Here is an 18401-nt window from a genome sequence, read left to right as displayed (position 1 = left end):
TCATTTGAGGGACCAGCCAACCATACCTTTGATGTAGTAACGCTGCAAGACCAGATAGACCACAATGGGAACGACCATAACTAAAATGGCAGCAGACGAAAGCAAGCCCCAATCCACATGGTACACGCCTCTCATCAGTGGGATACGCTGTGTGGCGAGAAGTTTGTCAGGTGAGTATATCAAGATCAGCGCGAGGAAGAAATCACTCCAGACCCAGGTGAACTGCAACGCGAAGGCCGAACCTATGGCAGGCATCGCGAGCGGTAACACCACCTTGAAGAAGATGGTTATGTCACTCGCACCGTCTATCCTCGCAGCTTCTTCCATAGCTTTTGGAATCGTGGTGAAAAAATTTCTCATGAAGAATGCAATCCAAGGAATACCCCAGGCGGTGTGAACGATGATCAATCCAAGGTAAGTGTCCACGAGGTTCAACGCGTTCATCATCTGAAATATAGGAACGGCGATCGTTTGTTGTGGCAGGGCGAGCGCAATGATCACGAGTGCGAGCAGAGGAGTCCTCAGTTTGAATCTGTACCTCGAAAGCCCATAGCCCGCCATCGTTGCCAGAAAAAGCGGTAAGAGCGTTGCGGGAATCGCAACAATCAAGGAGTTCAGCATGCCTCTCGAAAGGGCTGCGGTCGGGTGATTCCAGGCGCCTGAAAAGTTGTTGATGGTTGGCCGGAACGTTGCGAAATTCCACCAGCCGTTGAGAAGCTCGTCCAGTGGTCTGATCGCCGTCATGAGAACGCCCATGAACGGCAGGATCCAAACGAGTGCAACAAGCCATCCTAACAAGGAAACGAACATGCTTCTTGGTTTCATGATTGATCATCCCTCAACGTTCTGAGCAGAGGTAGACTAACAAGCAAGGTTGACATCATCAAAAGCACCGCAACCACCGCAGATCTATTGAAATCCATAGCCCTGAAAGCGTACGTGTACATCTGCAAAGCCAGCACGTTGGAAGCTCCACCAGGTCCTCCCATCGTGGCCACGTAAACGATGTCGAAAACCTTGAGTTCCCAAAGCAAGGTCATAGTGACAACGACGATTGTTATGGGTCTAAGCATGGGAATCGTTATCTTCGTGAAGATCTTCAAAGCAGAAGCACCATCGAGCTGTGCCGCTTCGTAGAGATCCTTTGGGATCGTCTCAAGACCAGCCGAATACAGAACGGTGGAGAAGCCAACCCAGAGCCATACCGAGCCAAAAATCAGTGCGAGCAGCGCGGTGTCTGGATAGGCAGTCCAGCTCTTTGCTGGTATTCCGAAAATTTTCAGGAAAGCATTGAAAATACCCAGATTTCTATCGAACATGAAGTTGATCATCACACCTCCAACGATCATTGGCATGACCATTCCGAGAAAAATGATGGACTTGATCACGGCACCTCCACGCACATTCCTCAGCAAAACTGCCAGGACAAGTCCCAACGCGAGCGTCAGTGGAAGGTGTATGGCTATCCACAACAAGTTGTGAACGAGGGCCCCCAGGGGAAAGCCCCTCGAGAGGCCCTCAAGATTGATAATTTCCCTACTCGACAATACCCTTATGTAGTTCTCCAGACCAACGAATTTGCCATCCGAATCGAGAAAGCTCAGAACCACAGTCCTTGCGACAGGATAGACGACAAAGATCCCCACCAGCGCGAAAGCTGGTACGACAAAGAAGGCCACGTACTTTGCCCTGTTTCTCATGAAATCACTTCTTTGGAGCTTTCTCCTGAAGCGTTCTGATCACGTCGTTCAGTCTGTCTGGTGCCACCCAGAGCAGTTTCAGCTGATCCCAGAACGTGGGTTGGAACTCTCCACCGATCGAGTCGTCCAGGTCCGGCAGTGCGGTGACGCCCTGTATGATCTTTGCGACTTCTCTATCAACGGGCGGATAGCTCGACAGGTCTATACCGACAGCCGTGGCGACGTGTCCGCCCTGTTTGACCTGTAACGCCTGACCTTCCGGACCACAGAGCCAGGCGATGAGCTTCTTTGCTTCTTCAGGATACTGAGTGTACTTGGGCACGAACGCATAATCAGCGCCGAACACGACACCGTTCGCTCCAGGCAGTGCGAAAACGCCAAGATCATTCGGATCTTCTACCATGCCTGTGATCCAGCTTCCCATGAAGTAGAGTGCGTAGTCGCCATTCCACCATTGCTTCAAAACGAGCGTCCATTCGGTTGGCTCACCGAAGTACTTGTTCTTGAGCAACGAAACCAGTTTGTTCATGCCCTTCATGACCAGATTGCTGTCCCATCTGACTTTACCTTCGATGAGATCGAGTTGCAACTCGGGTCCACCGAAACTGATCAAGAAGTGCTCCGTTACGTCAGACAAAGGCCAACCAACCCCATCTCCACTCGCAATTGGAGCCTTGATTCCTGGTATTTTCTTGATCTTCTCGAGTAGTTCAACGAATTGGTCCCATGTGGTTGGTGGCGTGAGTCCATGCTTTGCGAAGAAGGACTTTCTGTACCAGAAACCGGGTTTTACTTTTCCAGTGTACGCTGCTCCGTAAAGCTTGTCGTCAACTTTTACCGCATCCAGTGCTCCGGGCAGGAACTTCGTTTCGTCGAGAACACCGTTTAACGTTAGAATGTGACCTTTCTGTCCGTACTCTCTGATGAAGCTCGCCCACATGAATATGACGTCTCCCGGAGCCTTTTTGGCTGCAAACTGTGCCGGCAAAAGGTTCGCCAGGTCTTCGGCCCTGTAGATCTTGTACTCGATCTTTATGCCCGTCTGCTTTTCAAACTCCTGAAGCACAGGCATGAATTTTTCCATTTCTGGGCCGGCCCAAGGACCTATGACGGTGAGTGTTACAGCACTCAGGACGGTGGCAAGGAGCAGAACTGCTACTACCAACAACCTTGACATACCAGCACACCCCCTCGGTTTGAGATACTTTTTTCGTAACATGAATTAAGTCTACAGAAATAATACCACCGTACTCGTAACTTGTCAAGGGTCAAAATTTGCCCGTCTTTAACTTCGTCTCCGGCTCAAGAAGCGATGATTCCGTTTCTTCTTTCCAGAAGTTCCCAACCAGTTCTATAAATGCTTACGCTCAGACTCATCTCAGTCGTTTTGGAGGGTGTAAAATACTGTCGCAACGGGGGGGATGTTCATGAGCAGATCCGGTTGGCTCGTCAACCTCCTGTTCATAGCTGGAATCTTCGCGGCGTTCCTTGTTTCGGCGACGTACCGCAAGCGCGACGAAGATGTTCTCTGGTCTCGTTTCGTTGGAAAAACCGGCAGGGATATCGCCTACGATCTTGCACGTGTGGATGATGGAATCGTGATTGTCGGCTGGACTTCCTCGCGAAAAATACCATCCGATCAAAATGTTATGATGCTGAAACTCTCAAAGAGCGGAAAACTTCTTTGGAACAAGGAGCTTGGCTCAACGGGCACAGAAGGAGCAAACTGCGTTGAGAGAACTCAAGACGGTGGATTCATTGTTGCCGCGATCAGCAGTTCCAACGATGGTGAGATTTCTGCACAATTCGGAGGTCAGGACGTGTGGCTTCTGAAATACGATGCTCACGGAAACTTGCAGTGGAAAAGTTGTTACGGCACCCAGGCTTACGAGTCGGCACTCGATCTGCTCGAGGATGATGGATATGTCTTTGTTGGTTACACGACGAAAGCAGGCAACGAGGATGTCTGGGCGGTGAAAGTTGATGAGGACGGAAATATCGTCTGGGAAAGGAGTTTCGGCTCGAGCGGCTGGGACTCTGCCATCGGCGTTGACAGAGCAACCGATGGATACTACATCGTCGGGCTGACCAAACCCGCTGAAAACGGTTCTACCGACATGTGGGTCCTCAAGGTTTCGAAAAGTGGTGATCTCGTCTGGCAGAAAAGACTCGGTGGTGACGACTGGGATCAAGCGAGCGACGTTCTGACAACAGATGATGGAGGATGTCTCGTGCTCGGAACGAGCTGGTCGAAAGAAATGAGTCTCTTTGGTAAGGCAGATTTTGTATTGATCAAGCTCGATGCCAGCGGGGAGATCGAATTTCAAAAGGCCTACGGTGGTGCTCGTGACGACATAGCTCAGAAAATCATCAAAGTTGAAGACGGCTATCTTTTGGTGGGAACCACATGGTCTGACACTGTGCACGGTGTAGAGAAACAGGGTGGTGGCGATTATTTAGTATTGAAGATTGATGAAAATGGTGAACCCATGTGGGTTAAGTGTCTTGGGGCGTTGCTGGACGACGTCGCCTACGCGGTTTTTTCCGATGGAGAAAGTTATTACCTCGCGGGTGTTTCGTATTCACGCTCATTCGCTCTGAGATCTCGCTCGCATGGTGAGGGAGACGCACTGGTTTTGAGAGTCAGGTTGAAGTGAAGGAGAAAGAGGCCCAGCGTGCTGGGCCTCTGTTTCAAACCTTGGTCACGTTGAATTTCACAGGCGTTGGATTCGCTATGTTGTCCGAAACGGGGCATCTGCTTTCGACGGTTTCAATCCATTTCTTCAGGACATCGTCTGGTGCATTTGTTTTCGCTCTGATCGTCACATTGATTTCTTTGTAACCCGCCCTTTCTGCGTCGGACTTTCCTTGGAACTTCGCGGGGTTGAGAATACCCTCGATGTCTATCGTGAGCCCGTCCAGTTTGATGTTCATCTCTTCGGCCACCATGTGACCGACCACGTTCAAACAACCAGCCAGCGCTGCGAGCATATACTCAACTGGGTTCGCTCCTTTGTCTTCCCCACCAAGTTGTGGGGGTTCATCCACGTACATCGTGAAATTTCTCGCTTTTACCTGTGTCCTGGTTGGAGTTTCAGACGTTGCACTGATCGAGAATTTGAGATCCATAAATTCACCTCCGCATCTTGATGATACCGATCTGATATTAGGACCACGTTGCTCGGAATTTTCCATACGTTGTCGGAGATCTGATGGGAAGCGAGCACAAGTCTCAGATCGAGCTTTCAGAAGCTATAGATAGAAAAAGAGAGAATAGTGCACCTTTTCAAGCGCAATCTTGAAGAATCAGTCATCATGGACATTATCCAGCGTTTATCCTGCTTGAACTTAACAAGGGCTTCACGTAAAATTAGTTATGTAAACTTTCTAACCTACTTTACCCAAGGGAGGGGTTCACATGAGGAAGGTCTTTGTGGTTATTCTCACCATGGTGATCGTGAGTTTGTTCGCCGAGACTATCGAGCTCAACACCATCTTCGGTCCTGAAGATCTTAGCTATTACATCGAGCGAAACCAGAAATTCTACGATCAAACAGGTGTTCGTGTGAACATCACTGTGGTTCCGTACGGACGCGATCAGAACATCAAACTCATTGCTTCCATGCTGGCCGGTGGTGAGCAGTACGACATTTTCATTATCGACTGTGTCGAAGTACCGCTGTACGTTGAGAACGGTTGGGTCCTGCCCATTGATGAATGGCTGACAGAAGATCTCAAGCAAGATGCGATACCCTTTGCGCTCGATGGCATGGCCTATCAGGGAAGATGGTATGGTCTGCCGTGGGTTTCCGAGTGGAAGTCGTTCGTCTACAACAGAGAAATGATCAAAAAAGCGGGTTACGACGAATTCCCCAAGACATGGGATGGAGTGGTGGAACTGGCCAAGAAGCTTCAGGACGCCGGAATCGTGAAGTACGCTTCGGCCTGGTCGTGGGCGCAGAAGGAGTCCTTGGTGTGCGACTTTGTGGCGATTCTATCGAGCTTCGGCGGTAGGTTCTTCGATGAGAATCTGAATCCCGTTTTCAACGATGAAAGAGGTGTTCAGGCTCTCCAGTTTATGATCGACATGATCTACAAGCATCAGATCGTGAACCCAGCATCGCTCGGTTGGACCGAAACCGAAGTTTACAAAGCTATCTTCAACAACGATATCGCCTTCGGTATGATGTGGGGAATACCTTTGGTGGACCTCGACAATCCCGAGATCTCCAAAGGCGTCGGTCAGTGGGAGATAGGTCTGATGCCGTCTGTGGATGGCGAACATCCTTACACTGTTTCCGGTCCCATGGGCTGGGCGATATCTTACGGAACGAAGCACCCGAAGGAAGCCTTCGAGTACATAAAGTTCCTGGCAGGACCGGAGGGTGCCCTTGACGCTGCTTTGAAGGCGGGTATCGTGCCAGGATGGAAATCCGTCTGGGAGAATCCTGAGTTCAAGAACACTGTCAGAGGATTGGACAAAATGTACGAGCAAGCCATGTACATAGTCCACAGACCCAGGGTGCCATGGTATTTGGAATTTTCCAACGCTTTACAGGAGGAACTCCACAAGGCACTGACACGGCAAAAATCTCCAAAAGCGGCACTCGATGCTGCTGCACAGGCTGCACTAAAGATAAAAGCTGAATACGAAAAAGGAAGGAAGAAATGAACAACTGGGAGGGTGGGGCCGGCAGGCCCCACCCTTTAGATTCTTGAGAAGAGAGTGAGAGAGCCTTGGAAAAACGCAAAAGAGTAATTGGCTATCTCTTGATGTCACCGTCCTTAGTGATACTCTTCGTGGTCCTTGCCTTTCCACTGGCACACGCGTTCTATCTGAGTTTGTTTAACGTTCGTTTCTTTGCCGGAAGGATTATCACAAGTTTCGTCGGATTCGACAATTACCTATCGATTCTTCGAGATGAATCCTGGTGGAGATCTTTTCTAAACACTGTGTACTTCGTGCTTGCCGATATCACCGCGGGGATGTTTCTGGGTTTCATAACTGCGCTTGCACTCAACCGCAAGTTCCGACTCAGATCTTTAGTCATAGGAGCGATCTTGCTCCCGTACGTCTTGCCCCCGATCGTCCACGCTTTGATTTGGAAGTGGGCATTCAACGCCGATTATGGTTTCATAAATCAAACGCTCCTCAGTCTCGGGATCATAAAAAAGAACGCCTACTGGTTGACCGACCCGAAGCTCGTCCTGTGGGCTCTTATACTCGCAAATTTGTGGCAAGGAACTGCTTTTGCCACGATCATCTATCTGGGTGGAATGAAGTCCATACCCGATGAACTGTACGAGGCGGCAAAGATAGACGGTGCTACTCGGACGCAGCAAGTTTTACACATAACATGGCCTCTGTTGAAACCTTTCACGCAGCTTTTGCTGGTGATGAAAACGATTCTCACCTTCAAGCTCTTTGAACTGATCTATGCCGTGACCGGTGGTGGACCAGCCGGAAGAACACGTGTTGTTTCTTACGAAATATACAGAACCGCTTTCGAATCCTACAAGTTCGGGCGTGCCACGGCGATGTCCTACATACTCCTGGGTATAGTTGCTCTCATCGTACTCGTCTTCAGACGAGCCTTTGCGACAGAGGCAGGTGAGGAGTGACATGAACGCGAAACTTCACAGAGCTTTGATTCTGATCGTGATCATCTGCGCCGTCGGAGCTTCCGTGATCCCCATTTACTGGACTTTTGTGACCAGCCTTTCTCTCGACGTCGATCTGATGCAAACATCTCGCACTTGGTTTCCCCCGAGACCGACATTGAAGAATTACAGAGAGGCCCTGGGATTAGGACAGGGCGCCTATGGTGTGGCCTCGCAGATCAGAGTCACACTTTTCAACAGCCTGACGATCGGTGTCAGCGTCACAATCGTAACGCTCCTTTTGGCGATCCTCGCCGCCTACGCAATAGAGAGATTAAGGGTGCCGTTGAGAAAATATATAAGCTTTTTCGTGCTCTTGACACAGATGTTACCGCCCGTCATTCTTGTGATACCCATCTACCTCTCACTGGCCCGGCTTGGTATGCTCGATAGCAAAACGTCCCTCGCTGTGATATACACCGCGTTGAACCTGCCTTTTGCCATATGGATCATGAGTTCTTACTTCAGAAGGTTACCCGTATCGGTCGAAGAAGCCGCAATAATAGATGGTTGTGGATACGTGAAGGTTCTCTGGAAAATATTGATTCCCATGTCCAGACCCGCCCTCTTCACTTCAGGTATATTTGTCTTTCTCTCAGCCTGGAACGAATTCATAATTGCTCTGGTTCTGACTTCGAGCTTGAAAGCTAAGACTCTGCCCATAAGCATTTCTGAATTCATGGGTCGTTTTTACACAAATTATCCGCTCATGTGCGCTGCGGGTATCGTTTCGATGGTTCCACCTATAATCTTTGCCCTTCTGTTCCAGAACTTCTTGATCGAAGGGCTCGCCAAAGGAGCGGTGAAAGAATGATGAAAGCCAGACTGGTCCTGAAAAATTCCGAAGCCAAAGTTCTCGAGTGCATAAGGCAGTTCCGACCGATATCGAGAGCGCACATAGCGGTCAAAACGGGTTTGAGTAAGCCCGTCGTTTCACAAGCCGTGGAGAGACTGATCAGAGAAGGCATCGTGAGGGAATCGAAAAAGGGCAAAAGCACGCTGAGGGGTGGAAAGCGTCCTACGTTGCTCGAGTTCAACCCAAACTGGAAATTCCTCGTGGGTATTGACGTTGGTGGCAGCAAGATACGCGCAGCGATAACAGATTTGGACGGTAACATGAAACATGAGATCGAGCGAAAGATTCACAGAATCCGATCCGTCGATGATCTTGTAGATCAAATTTCGAGCTTACTCACGGATATGAAGTGTCACAATTACGAGTTGCTCGGTATCGGTGTGGGTGTACCAGGTACTTGTGATCGCAATACGGGAAAAGTTAGATACATCCCAGCTTTCGATTTGAGAGACGTTCCACTCAAGAAGATACTTGAAACAAAATTCAACGTACCCGTCTTTGTCGAAAACGATGTTACTCTGAACGCCCTTGGCGAGATGTGGAAGGGAGCCGCCAAAGGTTTGAGGAATGTCCTTCTTGTGGCGCTCGGCACAGGGACTGGGGCGGGTCTGATTCTGAATGGAACCCTCTACACGGGTGCGAGAGGCATGGCGGGTGAGATAGGCTATCTCGTGACGGATTGGTCTGCAGAAAAAGACGTTGAATACCGGTTTGGTAGGCTTGAAAGGTGGTTCTCCGGATACACGTTCGAGCAGTTCCTCAAGGAGAGAAGAATTCGATCCACGTTGAATCAGGTTTTCGAAAAACTCGAGTCACACACAGATTTCAACGAATTCTTCGACGTTGCCTGTGAACATTTAGCACTCGCGATAGCGAACGCACTGTGTTTGCTTGATCCAGACGTCGTCGTTTTGTCTGGTGGCATCGGTTACAACCAATATGACAAGATCTTGGCAAAGATCGAACCCATCGTTTCCAAAACGGTCCCTGCGGAAATACTCGAACACGTTCAGTTCAAGAGAGCAGAACTTGCAGAGCTCGGTGTAGTGATGGGTGCGGTGTGCTACGTTCAAAAGGAACTCTTCGTGATCTGAACTCAAACTTTCAAGTCGAGCTGGTGGATCGTTCTCACACGACCATCTTCCGTTAGATAGACGCCACTGGAGCTGAGTTTGCCCAGGAGTCCTTCATCATCGTAAAGGCTGAAAAATGTTCTCACAGAACCCAGGTAAATGGCTCCCACGTTTGCTTCGAGCAAAGACACCAGTTCGACTCTCTCCTGGTTCGTCTTTAAAACCCTCAATTTTACGAAGATGCCGTCGGATTCATCGATCCAGCCGTTTTTGTCTTCGTCGTACAAGGCCAGTTCTTTGAAGCCGTTTCCTGTCAAAGGCCCGAACAACTCGTGAGCGTCGTCCAACCGACCATTCTCGTTTGAATCTAACACCAACAGTACGGCATTCTTCGGCAAACGAACATTGTCAAGTACACCATCCAGGTCAAGATCCAGCGTCAGTTTTTTGTCCGAAAATTCCAGCGGTGCGTCGTCGAGTTTTAAGATCAATGGATCCTGTAGATTTCCACTCATAAACCTGAACATCTCGCTTCTTTCGAACGTTCTGCTGGCATGAAAGCTGATTTCAAACTCGATCCTCCGACCATCCTTCGTCTCGACGTAACCTTTCGCAGCGAAAGTGGTCGACTCACTTTGTCTCTCATATTCGCTCCGTTCGTAAATCACGCCGACTTGAGTTCTCGTGGCGCCCGGTTCCGCCGTGTCAGAACCTCCTGATTCGGCGAGCTCCAGCAAAAACAATCTCACCTTGCGACCTGTGAGTTTCTCCAGGATCGCCTTGATTAACTTGAGTTTCGCCTTATCCTTTTCGCTGAGTTTAATTTCGATCTTTGCCGGTTCTACCTTCGCTGGCTCCTGCTGAACGATGCGAATCATCCGGAATCGCTCGTGTCTCTGTACCAAATGCTCATGTCTGTTCAGCGAGGTCATCGTCACGTGATAGCTTCCTATTTTCATCCTGAATTGCCTCCCATTTCTTATCGGTAACATCACAAAAAAATTTGGCGGCATCGCCGCCAAAAACAAAACGTTGCTATCGATCAAGCATTCTTTGCCAAACGCATCCTTGCTCTCTGCAGCAAAAACGCGACCGCGATCAGTCCCAAACCGATCAGATCAGTAAAACCACTCGGTTCAACGAGCAAAATACCGCCGATACCGTACAGCGCTCTTTCCCACACAGTAAGATTGCCAAACAAATAAGCTGCCAGAGCTCCCGAAAGTGAGAACAGTCCCAAGGCACATGTGAACAATGGCCAGATCACCTGTATCGGGTTGGAAACGTTCACCAGCAGCAGCTGTGGTGAAAGAACGAACGCGTAAGGTACGAGAAACGCAGCGATTGCGAGTCTCGAAGCTGTCAGACCTGTCCTCATCGGATTCGCCCTTGCTACACCTGCGCCAGCCATTGCAGCGAGTGCGACGGGAGGGGTCACATCCGCGATGATGCCAAAATAAAAGGCAAACATATGGGCAGCGAGGACCGGTACTCCCAACCTGAGTAGCGCAGGTGCTGCGATCGTTGAAGTGATGACGTAGTTCGCCGTTGTGGGCACTCCCATTCCAAGCACGAGCGAGGTGAGCATGGTGAAAAACAGTGTTATCAAGAGATTTCCACGTGCCAGGTCAACCAGCGCAGTACCCAGTTTCAAGCCTATACCCGTGAGTGTCACGACGCCGATGATTATTCCAGCGCAAGCAGTTGCCGCAACAACGCTCAGCGCGCCTCTCGCTCCCGCTTCGAGTGCTGCGGGAACGTCCGACAGTTTTATTCTCGTACTCTTCCTGATGAGCGATGAGGCTACAGAAAAAACTATCGCGTACAGTGCGGCCTTCATGGGGGTAAAACCCGTCACCAGCAAATAGATGATCGCAACCAGCGGGAACAGAAGATGGCCTCTCTCGAGCAGGACCTTCTTCATCTTGGGAAGCTCTTCCTTTGAAAGACCTCTGAGGCCCAGCTTCTTTGCCTCCCAGTGTACTCCCATCCAGACGCCGAAATAGTAGAGAGCTGCCGGGATGGCGGCAGAGATTATTATCTTCGAATAGGCGATACCTGTGAACTCTGCCATCAGAAAGGCTGCGGCACCCATGATCGGTGGCATCAGCTGTCCACCCGTCGATGCGGTTGCCTCCACTGCACCGGCGAATTCAGGCTTGTAACCGAGTTTTTTCATCATGGGTATGGTGAAGGTACCGGTTCCAACGACGTTTGCAACACTGCTGCCACTTATCATGCCCATCATCCCACTTGAGAAGACTGCGACCTTCGCCGGACCGCCTGTAGCCCATCCCGCAAGCGCGTTCGCAATGTCTATGAAGAGCTGTCCGAGTCCTGTTCTCTCGAGAAACGCGCCCAGCAGGATGAACAGAAAGACGAAGGTGGAAGAAACGCCAAGTGGGATTCCAAAGATACCTTCCGTTGTGTAAAACAGATGTCCGACAAGCCTCTGGAGTGAAACACCCCTGTGAGCCATTATGCCGGGAATGTATCTTCCATAAAGTGCGTACAGGATGAAACACAGAGCGACTATCACTATCGGTAAACCTACGATTCTGCGCGTCGCCTCGAGAACGAGTACGATTCCTAAAATCCCAACTACGAAGTCCAGCCTGGTAACCGTGCCTGATCTCAGAACCAGTTCCTTGTAGTTCACAACGATGTATATGGTCGTCAAAGGTGCAACTATCGCTAACAGTAGATCGAACCAGTGCAATCTGTCCCTCGGCCATTTCTTGCTCGTCGGATAAAGCAGGAAGATCAAGCAGGAACCGAACGCCAGATGAATCGAGCGCTGTATCATTGCGTCCAGCACACCAAAGGCGGCCGTGTAAATCTGGAACACCGAAAAGGTTATCGCTATGGCTGCCACAATCTTGGCCATGAAACCTCTAAAACTTCTGTAGCGCGCCTCTCTGTCGTACTTTTCGAGTATCTCCTTCGCCTGATCGGTTGTACCTTTCTCGTTGCTCACGATGATTCCTCCTCAAAAGATTTTCAACTTCAGAGAAGGTAGAACCTTCACATAAATAGTCAACGCATCGTTAACGTTCGCTATGTCTTTAAACCAAATCGTCCTATCACAGAATACCATACCGTGGCCTTCAATATGCGAAACGCGGAGGACGATCCGCTCGAATCTTCTGTGAAGTTTCAAAACAAATTTTCCCTCTTCGACAGCGAATCCTTCCTCCGCGTCAGAAGGTAAACCTGCCCCGTAAGAACTGTACCGAGTCTCAAACAAAAGCAAGGAACCATCGGGTTCAACTTTGAAACGCTCTTCGACCAACGTGCGTTCCACCGAATGAACAAATACGACGGCAAACCAATCTTCATTCAGAACTTTCTGAAAGATCACCTGACCTTGCTTCTCAACGACCAAAACGTATCGAAATGATAGAAGACTCAGCAAGGCACAGAGCAAGGACGCCCTCACCGTTTAGAGTCCCATCTCCTTGAAGAACTTTTCCGCTCCCGGATGCAGCGGTATGGACATACCTTCCTTACCAGTTTCCGGTATTATGAGTTCACCCTTCGCATGGGCTTCGATCAGTCTCTTCTGGTTTGCGTACATGGTCTTGAGCAGTTGGTAAGCGAGATCTTCTGGCATTTCCGCTCTGACCGCGAGCATCGCCTTGACAGCGACTGTGATGACATCTACATCGACTCCCTTGTAAGTACCGGCCGGGACGACGATCTTGACGTAGAACGGATAATCCTTCTGCAGAGATGCGATGATCTCATCCGGGACCGGAACGAGCACGATCTTTCTGACCGCCGCAAGATCAACGATGGCTGCTGTTGGATGTCCCGCGGTGACAAACGCGGCATCGATGTTTCCATCTTTGAGGTTGTTCGCTGCTTCTGCGAAACTCAAATACTGCACCTTGATGTCGTTGTAAGTGATTCCAGCCGCGGCCAAGATCTGCCTTGCGTTGACCTCAGTACCGCTTCCAGCAGCACCCACGGCGACCCTCTTGCCCTTCAGATCGTAGACACTATTTATTCCTCTGTCGGCGAGCGCAACGATTTGGACCGTCTCGGGATAGAGCGTCGCCAGACCCCTCAACTGTGGGAACGGTTCTTTGAACATTTCTACTCCGTTGTAGGCGTAGAAGGCCACGTCGTTTTGGACGAATATGAGGTCTACTTCCTTGTTCTTGAGCAAGTTGACGTTTGCGACCGACGCGCCGGTGGACTGTACCATCGCGTTCATACCCTTGATGTTTTTGTTCCAGATATCTGCCATGCCTGCACCGAGAGGATAGTAAGTTCCCGCTGTGCCGCCGGTGGCGATGGTCAAGAACGTGGCAGCCTGTACTACAATGACCAAAAGCGCAATCGCAGCAACCAGTAACCTCTTCATTTGGCATACCCCCTTTAGAATAGACTAACCATTATTCTAACACACATTTGACACTCCCAATCCCCTGAAGGGGATGGGATTCTTAGCAGCTCTTTAGGCTGCCTTCCATGGAGCATTTGATACTCCATGGCCACAGAGGTGTGGTTTGAACCTTACACCTCTGACGGGTGCCAATCCCGCTACTACTTGGGACTTCTTCCCAAGATACCTCTGCCAGATGTTTATCGCTCCTACTCCGTCCCTGTGATAACTAAATCCACAACTTTTACACTCATAGTTGCGACCAACCGCATGGTTCTTGCTACCACATACAGGACAGATCTGACTCGTATATTCTTCTGAAGCAAGTTTCACTTCAATCCCCAGTAGCTGTGCTTTGTAGGTTATCATGTCCACCATCTTTCTGAAACACCACTGATGAACTTTTTGATTAAAGTTATCGTTCCCTTCTACACGCTCTCGAATATTTGTGATATCACCAATTACAATAGTCCCATACCCTTTCTGTAAACACATCTTAAGAAAGTTGCTGGTTATCTTGTGCAGTATGTCCGTTATTTGATGTTTTGTTCGTTTCAGCATTCGCTGCTTTGCTTTCAACAGTTTTCTATACCTCTTGGAACCTTTCTTGCATTTGCTTAACGTTCGCTGAAAGTCTGCCAACTTCTTGTTGCGATATCTGATTAGACTGTTGAGAATACCACCGTGATACGAAATCACTTCAGAGCCATCAAAGCAAGTTATTGGACGAAGTATGCCAAGGTCTACAGACATAACTTCAACAGACTGTTTCTTCTTATGCTCATTCTTCACCTCTATTGCAAGGTGAAGATAATATTTCTCAGCCTCATACACAAGTCTTACTTGCCTAATTGTTGTACCGGCTGGCAGTGTCGTTTGTATCAAAATTGGCTCCTGACTACTACCCATTGAAAGTCTCAGAACCCCTTCTGGTGAAAGTTTTATAGCAGTATCTTTCCAGATGAACGGCATAAACCTTTTCTTCTTATGTGGTGGTTTCAACTGTGGGTTTGTCTTGACTGCAGTAAAGTAACTGTTAAGCGCCTGAAAGTATTGCTGAACTATAGCCTGTTTGGAATGGGTATGGATATTGATAGTGCTACTCCAACGCAGGATATATTTTTGTGTTGCTCCTGGTGAAAGCCAGAAACCTTTCTTGCTTTTTACTTTCTTGACCAGCGACATGGTTTTGTTGTAGATTCGACCAGCGAGCCTGTTCAGCTCAGAACACAGAGGATACAATTCTCTCGGAACAGGCACTTTGTAAGTTCTGACTATATATCTTGACATTCTTCGATGTACCTCCTGATAGTCTCTTCTGAAACCGTTCCTGCTGAGCCAACATAATATGTTCTGCTCCATAATCCTTCCTTTGTTCTTAGATGTGGAAACTTCTCAAGAAGTTTTTTAGAAGACACTCCTTTAAACAAATTGGCTATTTGAGCTGGGGATAAGCGCGGTGGTGCTGAAACAAAAAGATGGACATGGTCTGGCTGAACTGATAGAGATAGGACTTCAATCCCATGTTTTTTGGCGATTTCAAAAATAAGTTTCTCGAGCTCTTGCCTAACGCTATCTACCAGAATCTTTTTGCGGTATTTAGGTATCCACACAAAATGATAGTTCAAATTATAAAGACTCCATCTTGTTTTTCTTAATTGCATAGTTTTCACCCTATACAATTATAACACATGCTAATAACGAACAAGCTCCTTACCCATCCCCTGAAGAAGAAGGGCTTGCAGAACACTATTTTCTGTCAAAAAGATCAACATCACTCTGAGAGAGTCTGTCGACAGCATACTGTACGATCTGATCTACAACTTAGCCAGGGCGCTCGAGGCTGAAAGAGAGATCGCAAGGGAAGCGAAGCAGATCAGAGAGTGGATCACCGAAGAAGTCGCAAGCGTTAGAGGTTTTGCGCTCGGATTTTCAATGGTCGCGAGCGCCAACGTGAACGTTCAAAAGAGCGAAATGCCCAGGTTCAACTTCTTCGCCGCGAAGGAAAAGCTCGCAGAGTTGATAGAAAAAACTGTACGAATGAAGGAAAAGCTGATCTTGCTCATCGATGAGCTCGATAAAGAGAGAAAGGAGGACGTTTTGAGAACGCTGGATGCCATCAAATCACAGATCGTTTTCGAAGGCTTGGTCGTCATCTTAGCACTTCCATACTCCATCTACAGAGAGTACAGCGCCGACAGGATGAGATGGAACGAAGCGGGGAACCTCGAAAACATCTTCAAAGACATCGTGTTCTTGGAACCCCTCAGTAAAAGCGATATAAAGGAGTTACTGATCAGAAGGATTCGTGAGCATTTGGACCTCGTATCGCAAGAAGTCCTCGAGATCGCGAGTGATTTCGCCGATGGCAATCCAAGGGACGCGATATGGATATTGAACAAAACGGTCTTCGAGAACGTTGAAGAGAAAAGAATATCGAAAGAACACATCGTCAGAACCATAGAAAAGTTGGTCGGTGAGTACTTCGTTCACCAACTCACCCTGACCGAGAATCAGAGAAAAGCGTTGAGAACACTCAGGAATTTCACAGGCTCGAAAGAACAGCTGGTGTCGGAGCTTCAAAAAGTTGGCATCAAACGCACGACGGCATATTCGGTAATCGAACAGCTGGTGCAAAAGAAAATTTTGCTCTTCAGGAACGGAGTTTACCGCTTGTCAGGCAAGTTCAAGCACGTAGACATGAATTCGCTCTTTCAGATTCGATGAGCTGTCGAGTCTGTCCAGCGATTGTCGAGCTTGTCGACGGTGTCGAATGTTAAATTCAAACTCGTACCGTCGAATACCATACCTCGCGAGCAAGCGTTGCAGAAGACGCGTTTCCGAAAGCTCTCGGCTTTTCGATTGGTCTTGACTCACGGGCAATTCATCTTTTCGTTTTCGTACCGTTATCCTTCTTCAACTTGCTGCTTCGTATATATCTTAATGGGAGCGCTCCATGAGAAGCTGAACCGTCCAGACGGTGGATGTGTACATTGGTGTCGGTCTAAAAAGTCGGGTTCGTCGTGAGCAAAAGATATCGAAAAAGGATTAAAGCGCTCCCGAAGTTGAGAAAGATTTCTCGTTAGCACGAAGTGAAGAAGCGAGGTCCATGAAGATAGAGACGCGGCACGATGAGAACGAGATGAAGGAATAAAAAGTAGATAATGAAAACCACAGCCCCAAACATGGGGCTTTTTTGTTTTGGTACGATCCAGTGATTGACCAAAGAAGCTTTGTTTTGCACAAGAGCTATTATAATATTCGAAGAAAAGCGAGTAGTGAGGCATAAATCGCTGTGGGGGAGATGGCATGAGTCAGAAGGCATTTTCATTCCAAAAGAAGATCTTCATCTCTTCCTTCTTGATACTCCTTTCTTTGGTTCTTTTGAGTGGCATTCTCACGCGCGTTCTTCCCATGGGCAGATTCGAAAGGTACGTCGTGGATGGTAGAGTGGTGATCGATTTTGACTCTTACAGAAGAATCGAAGCTGAGAGGTTGCCAATCTACAGATGGTTCAGCGCTCCAATCGAAGTGCTCTTCAGCTCGGACGGACCGAGAATCCTCGCCCTTCTCATCTTGCTTCTGATAGTCGGCGGGAGTTTCAGTCTTCTGCACGAAAGCGTGGCACTGAAGTACACGATAGATGTTCTCGTATCAAGGTACGCGAGCAGAAAGAACTCTTTGCTCTTGCTCACGACGTTTTCCTTCATGCTGCTTGGATCGGCGCTGGGTCTGTTCGAAGAAGTGGTGCCTTTCGTCCCCATCGCTGTGAATCTGTCTTTGCAGATGGGTTGGGACGAGTTCACAGGCTTGGGCATGAGCATTCTCGCTGCTGGGTTCGGTTTTGCGAGCGCGACGTTCAACCCGTTCACGGTGTTGTTGGCACAGAGTCTCGCGGGTCTACCGATCTTTTCTGGCCTTTGGCTCAGATTGATCGTTTTTGGCGTGGTTTACGTGATACTCGTTCTCTTCCTGATGTCACACGTGAGGAAAATAGAAAAGGGTGGGCGGTCGTTTCCGATCAGTTCGAACGTCTCTAAAGAAGGTTCGAAGAAATCTTACCGAGTCTTTTTGATCTCTCTCACCTTGATGCTTTCCCTCGTAGTGCTCTCTTTCTTCCTTAAACCAATTCAAGAGTATCTGGTGATCTTGATGGTCTTGATCTACTTCTTCATGGGTATCTTGTGTGGTCTTGCGGCGAAATTTGGGCCTTCTAAGACCTTCAAGATCTTTCTGAGCGGTCTCTTGACCATTCTGCCCTCAACGATTCTCATACTTCTGGCCGCGAGCGTGAAACACATCGTCGAGCAAGGAATGGTTTTGGACACGATACTCAGAGGGTCGGTACAGCTTCTTGAAGGTCGTGGGCAGATCGGTGTGGCGATGACGATATATCTTTTCGTCTTGGCGCTCAACTTCTTCATACCGTCTGCATCCGCGAAAGCATTTTTGTTGATCCCAATTTTGACGCCTCTCACACAATTGTCTGGACTCTCTCGACAGACAATGGTGCTTGCCTGGACCTTCGGAGATGGTTTTTCGAACATGATCTTTCCCACCAACCCAGTTCTTCTCATTTCGCTCTCCCTCGCGAGCTACAGCTATGTTCGTTGGTTCAAGAAGACCATTCTGCTTCAACTACTCGTGTTTTTGATCAGTTGTGGCTTCATCTTGATCGCGGTCTGGACCAACTATGGTCCCTTCTGAAGGAGGCGCAGAGA

Annotated in this window: 17 protein-coding genes; 7 read left to right on the top strand and 10 right to left on the bottom strand. The window is 48.8% G+C overall.

The features are described 5' to 3' along the window. From AJ81_RS09110 to AJ81_RS09100, 3 genes are read right to left on the bottom strand one after another with little or no spacing between them, the layout of a single operon-like run. Entirely contained in the window at positions 1-825 is an 825-nt protein-coding gene (locus AJ81_RS09110; RefSeq protein ID WP_031502375.1) for a carbohydrate ABC transporter permease, read from the bottom strand. Then, positions 822-1700 carry a carbohydrate ABC transporter permease gene (locus tag AJ81_RS09105; RefSeq protein WP_031502377.1) on the bottom strand — a complete coding sequence of 293 codons (879 nt, stop codon included), beginning with the start codon at positions 1698-1700 and terminating at the stop codon, positions 822-824. Before AJ81_RS09105 ends, AJ81_RS09110 begins: the two co-directional genes overlap by 4 nt. Before the next feature lie 4 nt (positions 1701-1704). Beyond that, positions 1705-2877 carry an ABC transporter substrate-binding protein gene (locus AJ81_RS09100; protein ID WP_031502379.1) on the bottom strand — a complete coding sequence of 391 codons (1173 nt, stop codon included), beginning with the start codon at positions 2875-2877 and terminating at the stop codon, positions 1705-1707. Positions 2878-3127: 250 nt separating this feature from the next. On the opposite strand from AJ81_RS09100, the gene AJ81_RS09095 reads away from it, so the two are divergent. Beyond that, on the top strand, positions 3128-4357 hold the full coding sequence (locus AJ81_RS09095; RefSeq protein ID WP_031502381.1) for a PQQ-binding-like beta-propeller repeat protein: 1230 nt from the start codon (positions 3128-3130) through the stop codon (positions 4355-4357). Between the two features lie 34 nt (positions 4358-4391). Here the strand turns inward: AJ81_RS09095 and AJ81_RS09090 are convergent, their stop codons facing one another. After that, on the bottom strand, positions 4392-4829 hold the full coding sequence (locus tag AJ81_RS09090) for an OsmC family protein (RefSeq protein WP_031502382.1): 438 nt from the start codon (positions 4827-4829) through the stop codon (positions 4392-4394). A 289-nt stretch (positions 4830-5118) separates the two neighbouring features. Between AJ81_RS09090 and AJ81_RS09085 the strand changes: the two genes are divergently transcribed. The 4 genes from AJ81_RS09085 (at position 5119) to AJ81_RS09070 (ending at position 9311) form a co-directional block, all read left to right on the top strand. Beyond that, positions 5119-6372, top strand: coding sequence for an extracellular solute-binding protein (locus AJ81_RS09085; RefSeq protein WP_031502383.1), 1254 nt, complete (start codon positions 5119-5121; stop codon positions 6370-6372). 65 nt (positions 6373-6437) lie between these two features. Next, positions 6438-7322 carry a carbohydrate ABC transporter permease gene (locus AJ81_RS09080; RefSeq protein ID WP_051368764.1) on the top strand — a complete coding sequence of 295 codons (885 nt, stop codon included), beginning with the start codon at positions 6438-6440 and terminating at the stop codon, positions 7320-7322. Position 7323: 1 nt separating this feature from the next. Further along, positions 7324-8175 carry a carbohydrate ABC transporter permease gene (locus AJ81_RS09075; RefSeq protein ID WP_031502387.1) on the top strand — a complete coding sequence of 284 codons (852 nt, stop codon included), beginning with the start codon at positions 7324-7326 and terminating at the stop codon, positions 8173-8175. Beyond that, positions 8175-9311 carry an ROK family transcriptional regulator gene (locus AJ81_RS09070; RefSeq protein WP_031502389.1) on the top strand — a complete coding sequence of 379 codons (1137 nt, stop codon included), beginning with the start codon at positions 8175-8177 and terminating at the stop codon, positions 9309-9311. Before AJ81_RS09075 ends, AJ81_RS09070 begins: the two co-directional genes overlap by 1 nt. 2 nt (positions 9312-9313) lie before the next feature. On the opposite strand, the gene AJ81_RS09065 is transcribed toward AJ81_RS09070, so the two are convergent. From AJ81_RS09065 to tnpA, 6 genes are all read right to left on the bottom strand, one after another. Beyond that, positions 9314-10249, bottom strand: coding sequence for a hypothetical protein (locus AJ81_RS09065; protein ID WP_051368766.1), 936 nt, complete (start codon positions 10247-10249; stop codon positions 9314-9316). An 83-nt stretch (positions 10250-10332) separates the two neighbouring features. Beyond that, positions 10333-12267 carry a TRAP transporter permease gene (locus AJ81_RS09060; protein ID WP_031502393.1) on the bottom strand — a complete coding sequence of 645 codons (1935 nt, stop codon included), beginning with the start codon at positions 12265-12267 and terminating at the stop codon, positions 10333-10335. A 12-nt stretch (positions 12268-12279) separates the two neighbouring features. Next, entirely contained in the window at positions 12280-12729 is a 450-nt protein-coding gene (locus AJ81_RS09055) for a DUF1850 domain-containing protein (RefSeq protein ID WP_081708864.1), read from the bottom strand. Positions 12730-12732: 3 nt separating this feature from the next. Further along, positions 12733-13659, bottom strand: a complete 927-nt coding sequence (locus tag AJ81_RS09050; RefSeq protein ID WP_031502397.1) for a TAXI family TRAP transporter solute-binding subunit — start codon at positions 13657-13659, stop codon at positions 12733-12735. A 93-nt stretch (positions 13660-13752) separates the two neighbouring features. Further along, entirely contained in the window at positions 13753-14970 is a 1218-nt protein-coding gene (locus AJ81_RS09045) for an RNA-guided endonuclease InsQ/TnpB family protein (protein ID WP_039658586.1), read from the bottom strand. Next, complete coding sequence (tnpA, locus tag AJ81_RS09040; protein ID WP_039658585.1) at positions 14955-15344, bottom strand: IS200/IS605 family transposase; 390 nt, start codon at positions 15342-15344, stop codon at positions 14955-14957. The genes AJ81_RS09045 and tnpA overlap by 16 nt, the downstream gene beginning before the upstream one ends. A gap of 103 nt (positions 15345-15447) precedes the next feature. Between tnpA and AJ81_RS09035 the strand changes: the two genes are divergently transcribed. Both AJ81_RS09035 and AJ81_RS09030 read left to right on the top strand, forming a co-directional pair. Continuing rightward, the gene (locus AJ81_RS09035) at positions 15448-16407 is read left to right on the top strand and encodes a P-loop NTPase fold protein (protein ID WP_407636280.1); all 960 of its coding nucleotides are present in this window, start codon (positions 15448-15450) and stop codon (positions 16405-16407) included. 582 nt (positions 16408-16989) lie between these two features. After that, the gene (locus AJ81_RS09030; RefSeq protein WP_031505386.1) at positions 16990-18387 is read left to right on the top strand and encodes a YfcC family protein; all 1398 of its coding nucleotides are present in this window, start codon (positions 16990-16992) and stop codon (positions 18385-18387) included. Positions 18388-18401: the final 14 nt, after the last annotated feature.

This window comes from Pseudothermotoga hypogea DSM 11164 = NBRC 106472, assembly GCF_000816145.1.
Classification (GTDB): domain Bacteria; phylum Thermotogota; class Thermotogae; order Thermotogales; family DSM-5069; genus Pseudothermotoga_A; species Pseudothermotoga_A hypogea.
The sequence above is the reverse complement of the archived record's forward strand: the minus strand, read 5'-3'. Positions and strand labels throughout refer to the sequence as shown.

Bases quoted from the DNA above. Each gene is read 5' to 3' on its own strand.
- AJ81_RS09045 (WP_039658586.1), bottom strand. From the start codon at position 14,970: ATGTCAAGATATATAGTCAGAACTTACAAAGTGCCTGTTCCGAGAGAA.
- AJ81_RS09050 (WP_031502397.1), bottom strand. From the start codon at position 13,659: ATGAAGAGGTTACTGGTTGCTGCGATTGCGCTTTTGGTCATTGTAGTA.
- AJ81_RS09105 (WP_031502377.1), bottom strand. From the start codon at position 1,700: ATGAGAAACAGGGCAAAGTACGTGGCCTTCTTTGTCGTACCAGCTTTC.
- AJ81_RS09030 (WP_031505386.1), top strand. From the start codon at position 16,990: ATGAGTCAGAAGGCATTTTCATTCCAAAAGAAGATCTTCATCTCTTCC.
- tnpA (WP_039658585.1), bottom strand. From the start codon at position 15,344: ATGCAATTAAGAAAAACAAGATGGAGTCTTTATAATTTGAACTATCAT.
- AJ81_RS09110 (WP_031502375.1), bottom strand. From the start codon at position 825: ATGAAACCAAGAAGCATGTTCGTTTCCTTGTTAGGATGGCTTGTTGCA.
- AJ81_RS09100 (WP_031502379.1), bottom strand. From the start codon at position 2,877: ATGTCAAGGTTGTTGGTAGTAGCAGTTCTGCTCCTTGCCACCGTCCTG.
- AJ81_RS09085 (WP_031502383.1), top strand. From the start codon at position 5,119: ATGAGGAAGGTCTTTGTGGTTATTCTCACCATGGTGATCGTGAGTTTG.
- AJ81_RS09070 (WP_031502389.1), top strand. From the start codon at position 8,175: ATGAAAGCCAGACTGGTCCTGAAAAATTCCGAAGCCAAAGTTCTCGAG.
- AJ81_RS09095 (WP_031502381.1), top strand. From the start codon at position 3,128: ATGAGCAGATCCGGTTGGCTCGTCAACCTCCTGTTCATAGCTGGAATC.
- AJ81_RS09065 (WP_051368766.1), bottom strand. From the start codon at position 10,249: ATGAAAATAGGAAGCTATCACGTGACGATGACCTCGCTGAACAGACAT.
- AJ81_RS09075 (WP_031502387.1), top strand. From the start codon at position 7,324: ATGAACGCGAAACTTCACAGAGCTTTGATTCTGATCGTGATCATCTGC.
- AJ81_RS09090 (WP_031502382.1), bottom strand. From the start codon at position 4,829: ATGGATCTCAAATTCTCGATCAGTGCAACGTCTGAAACTCCAACCAGG.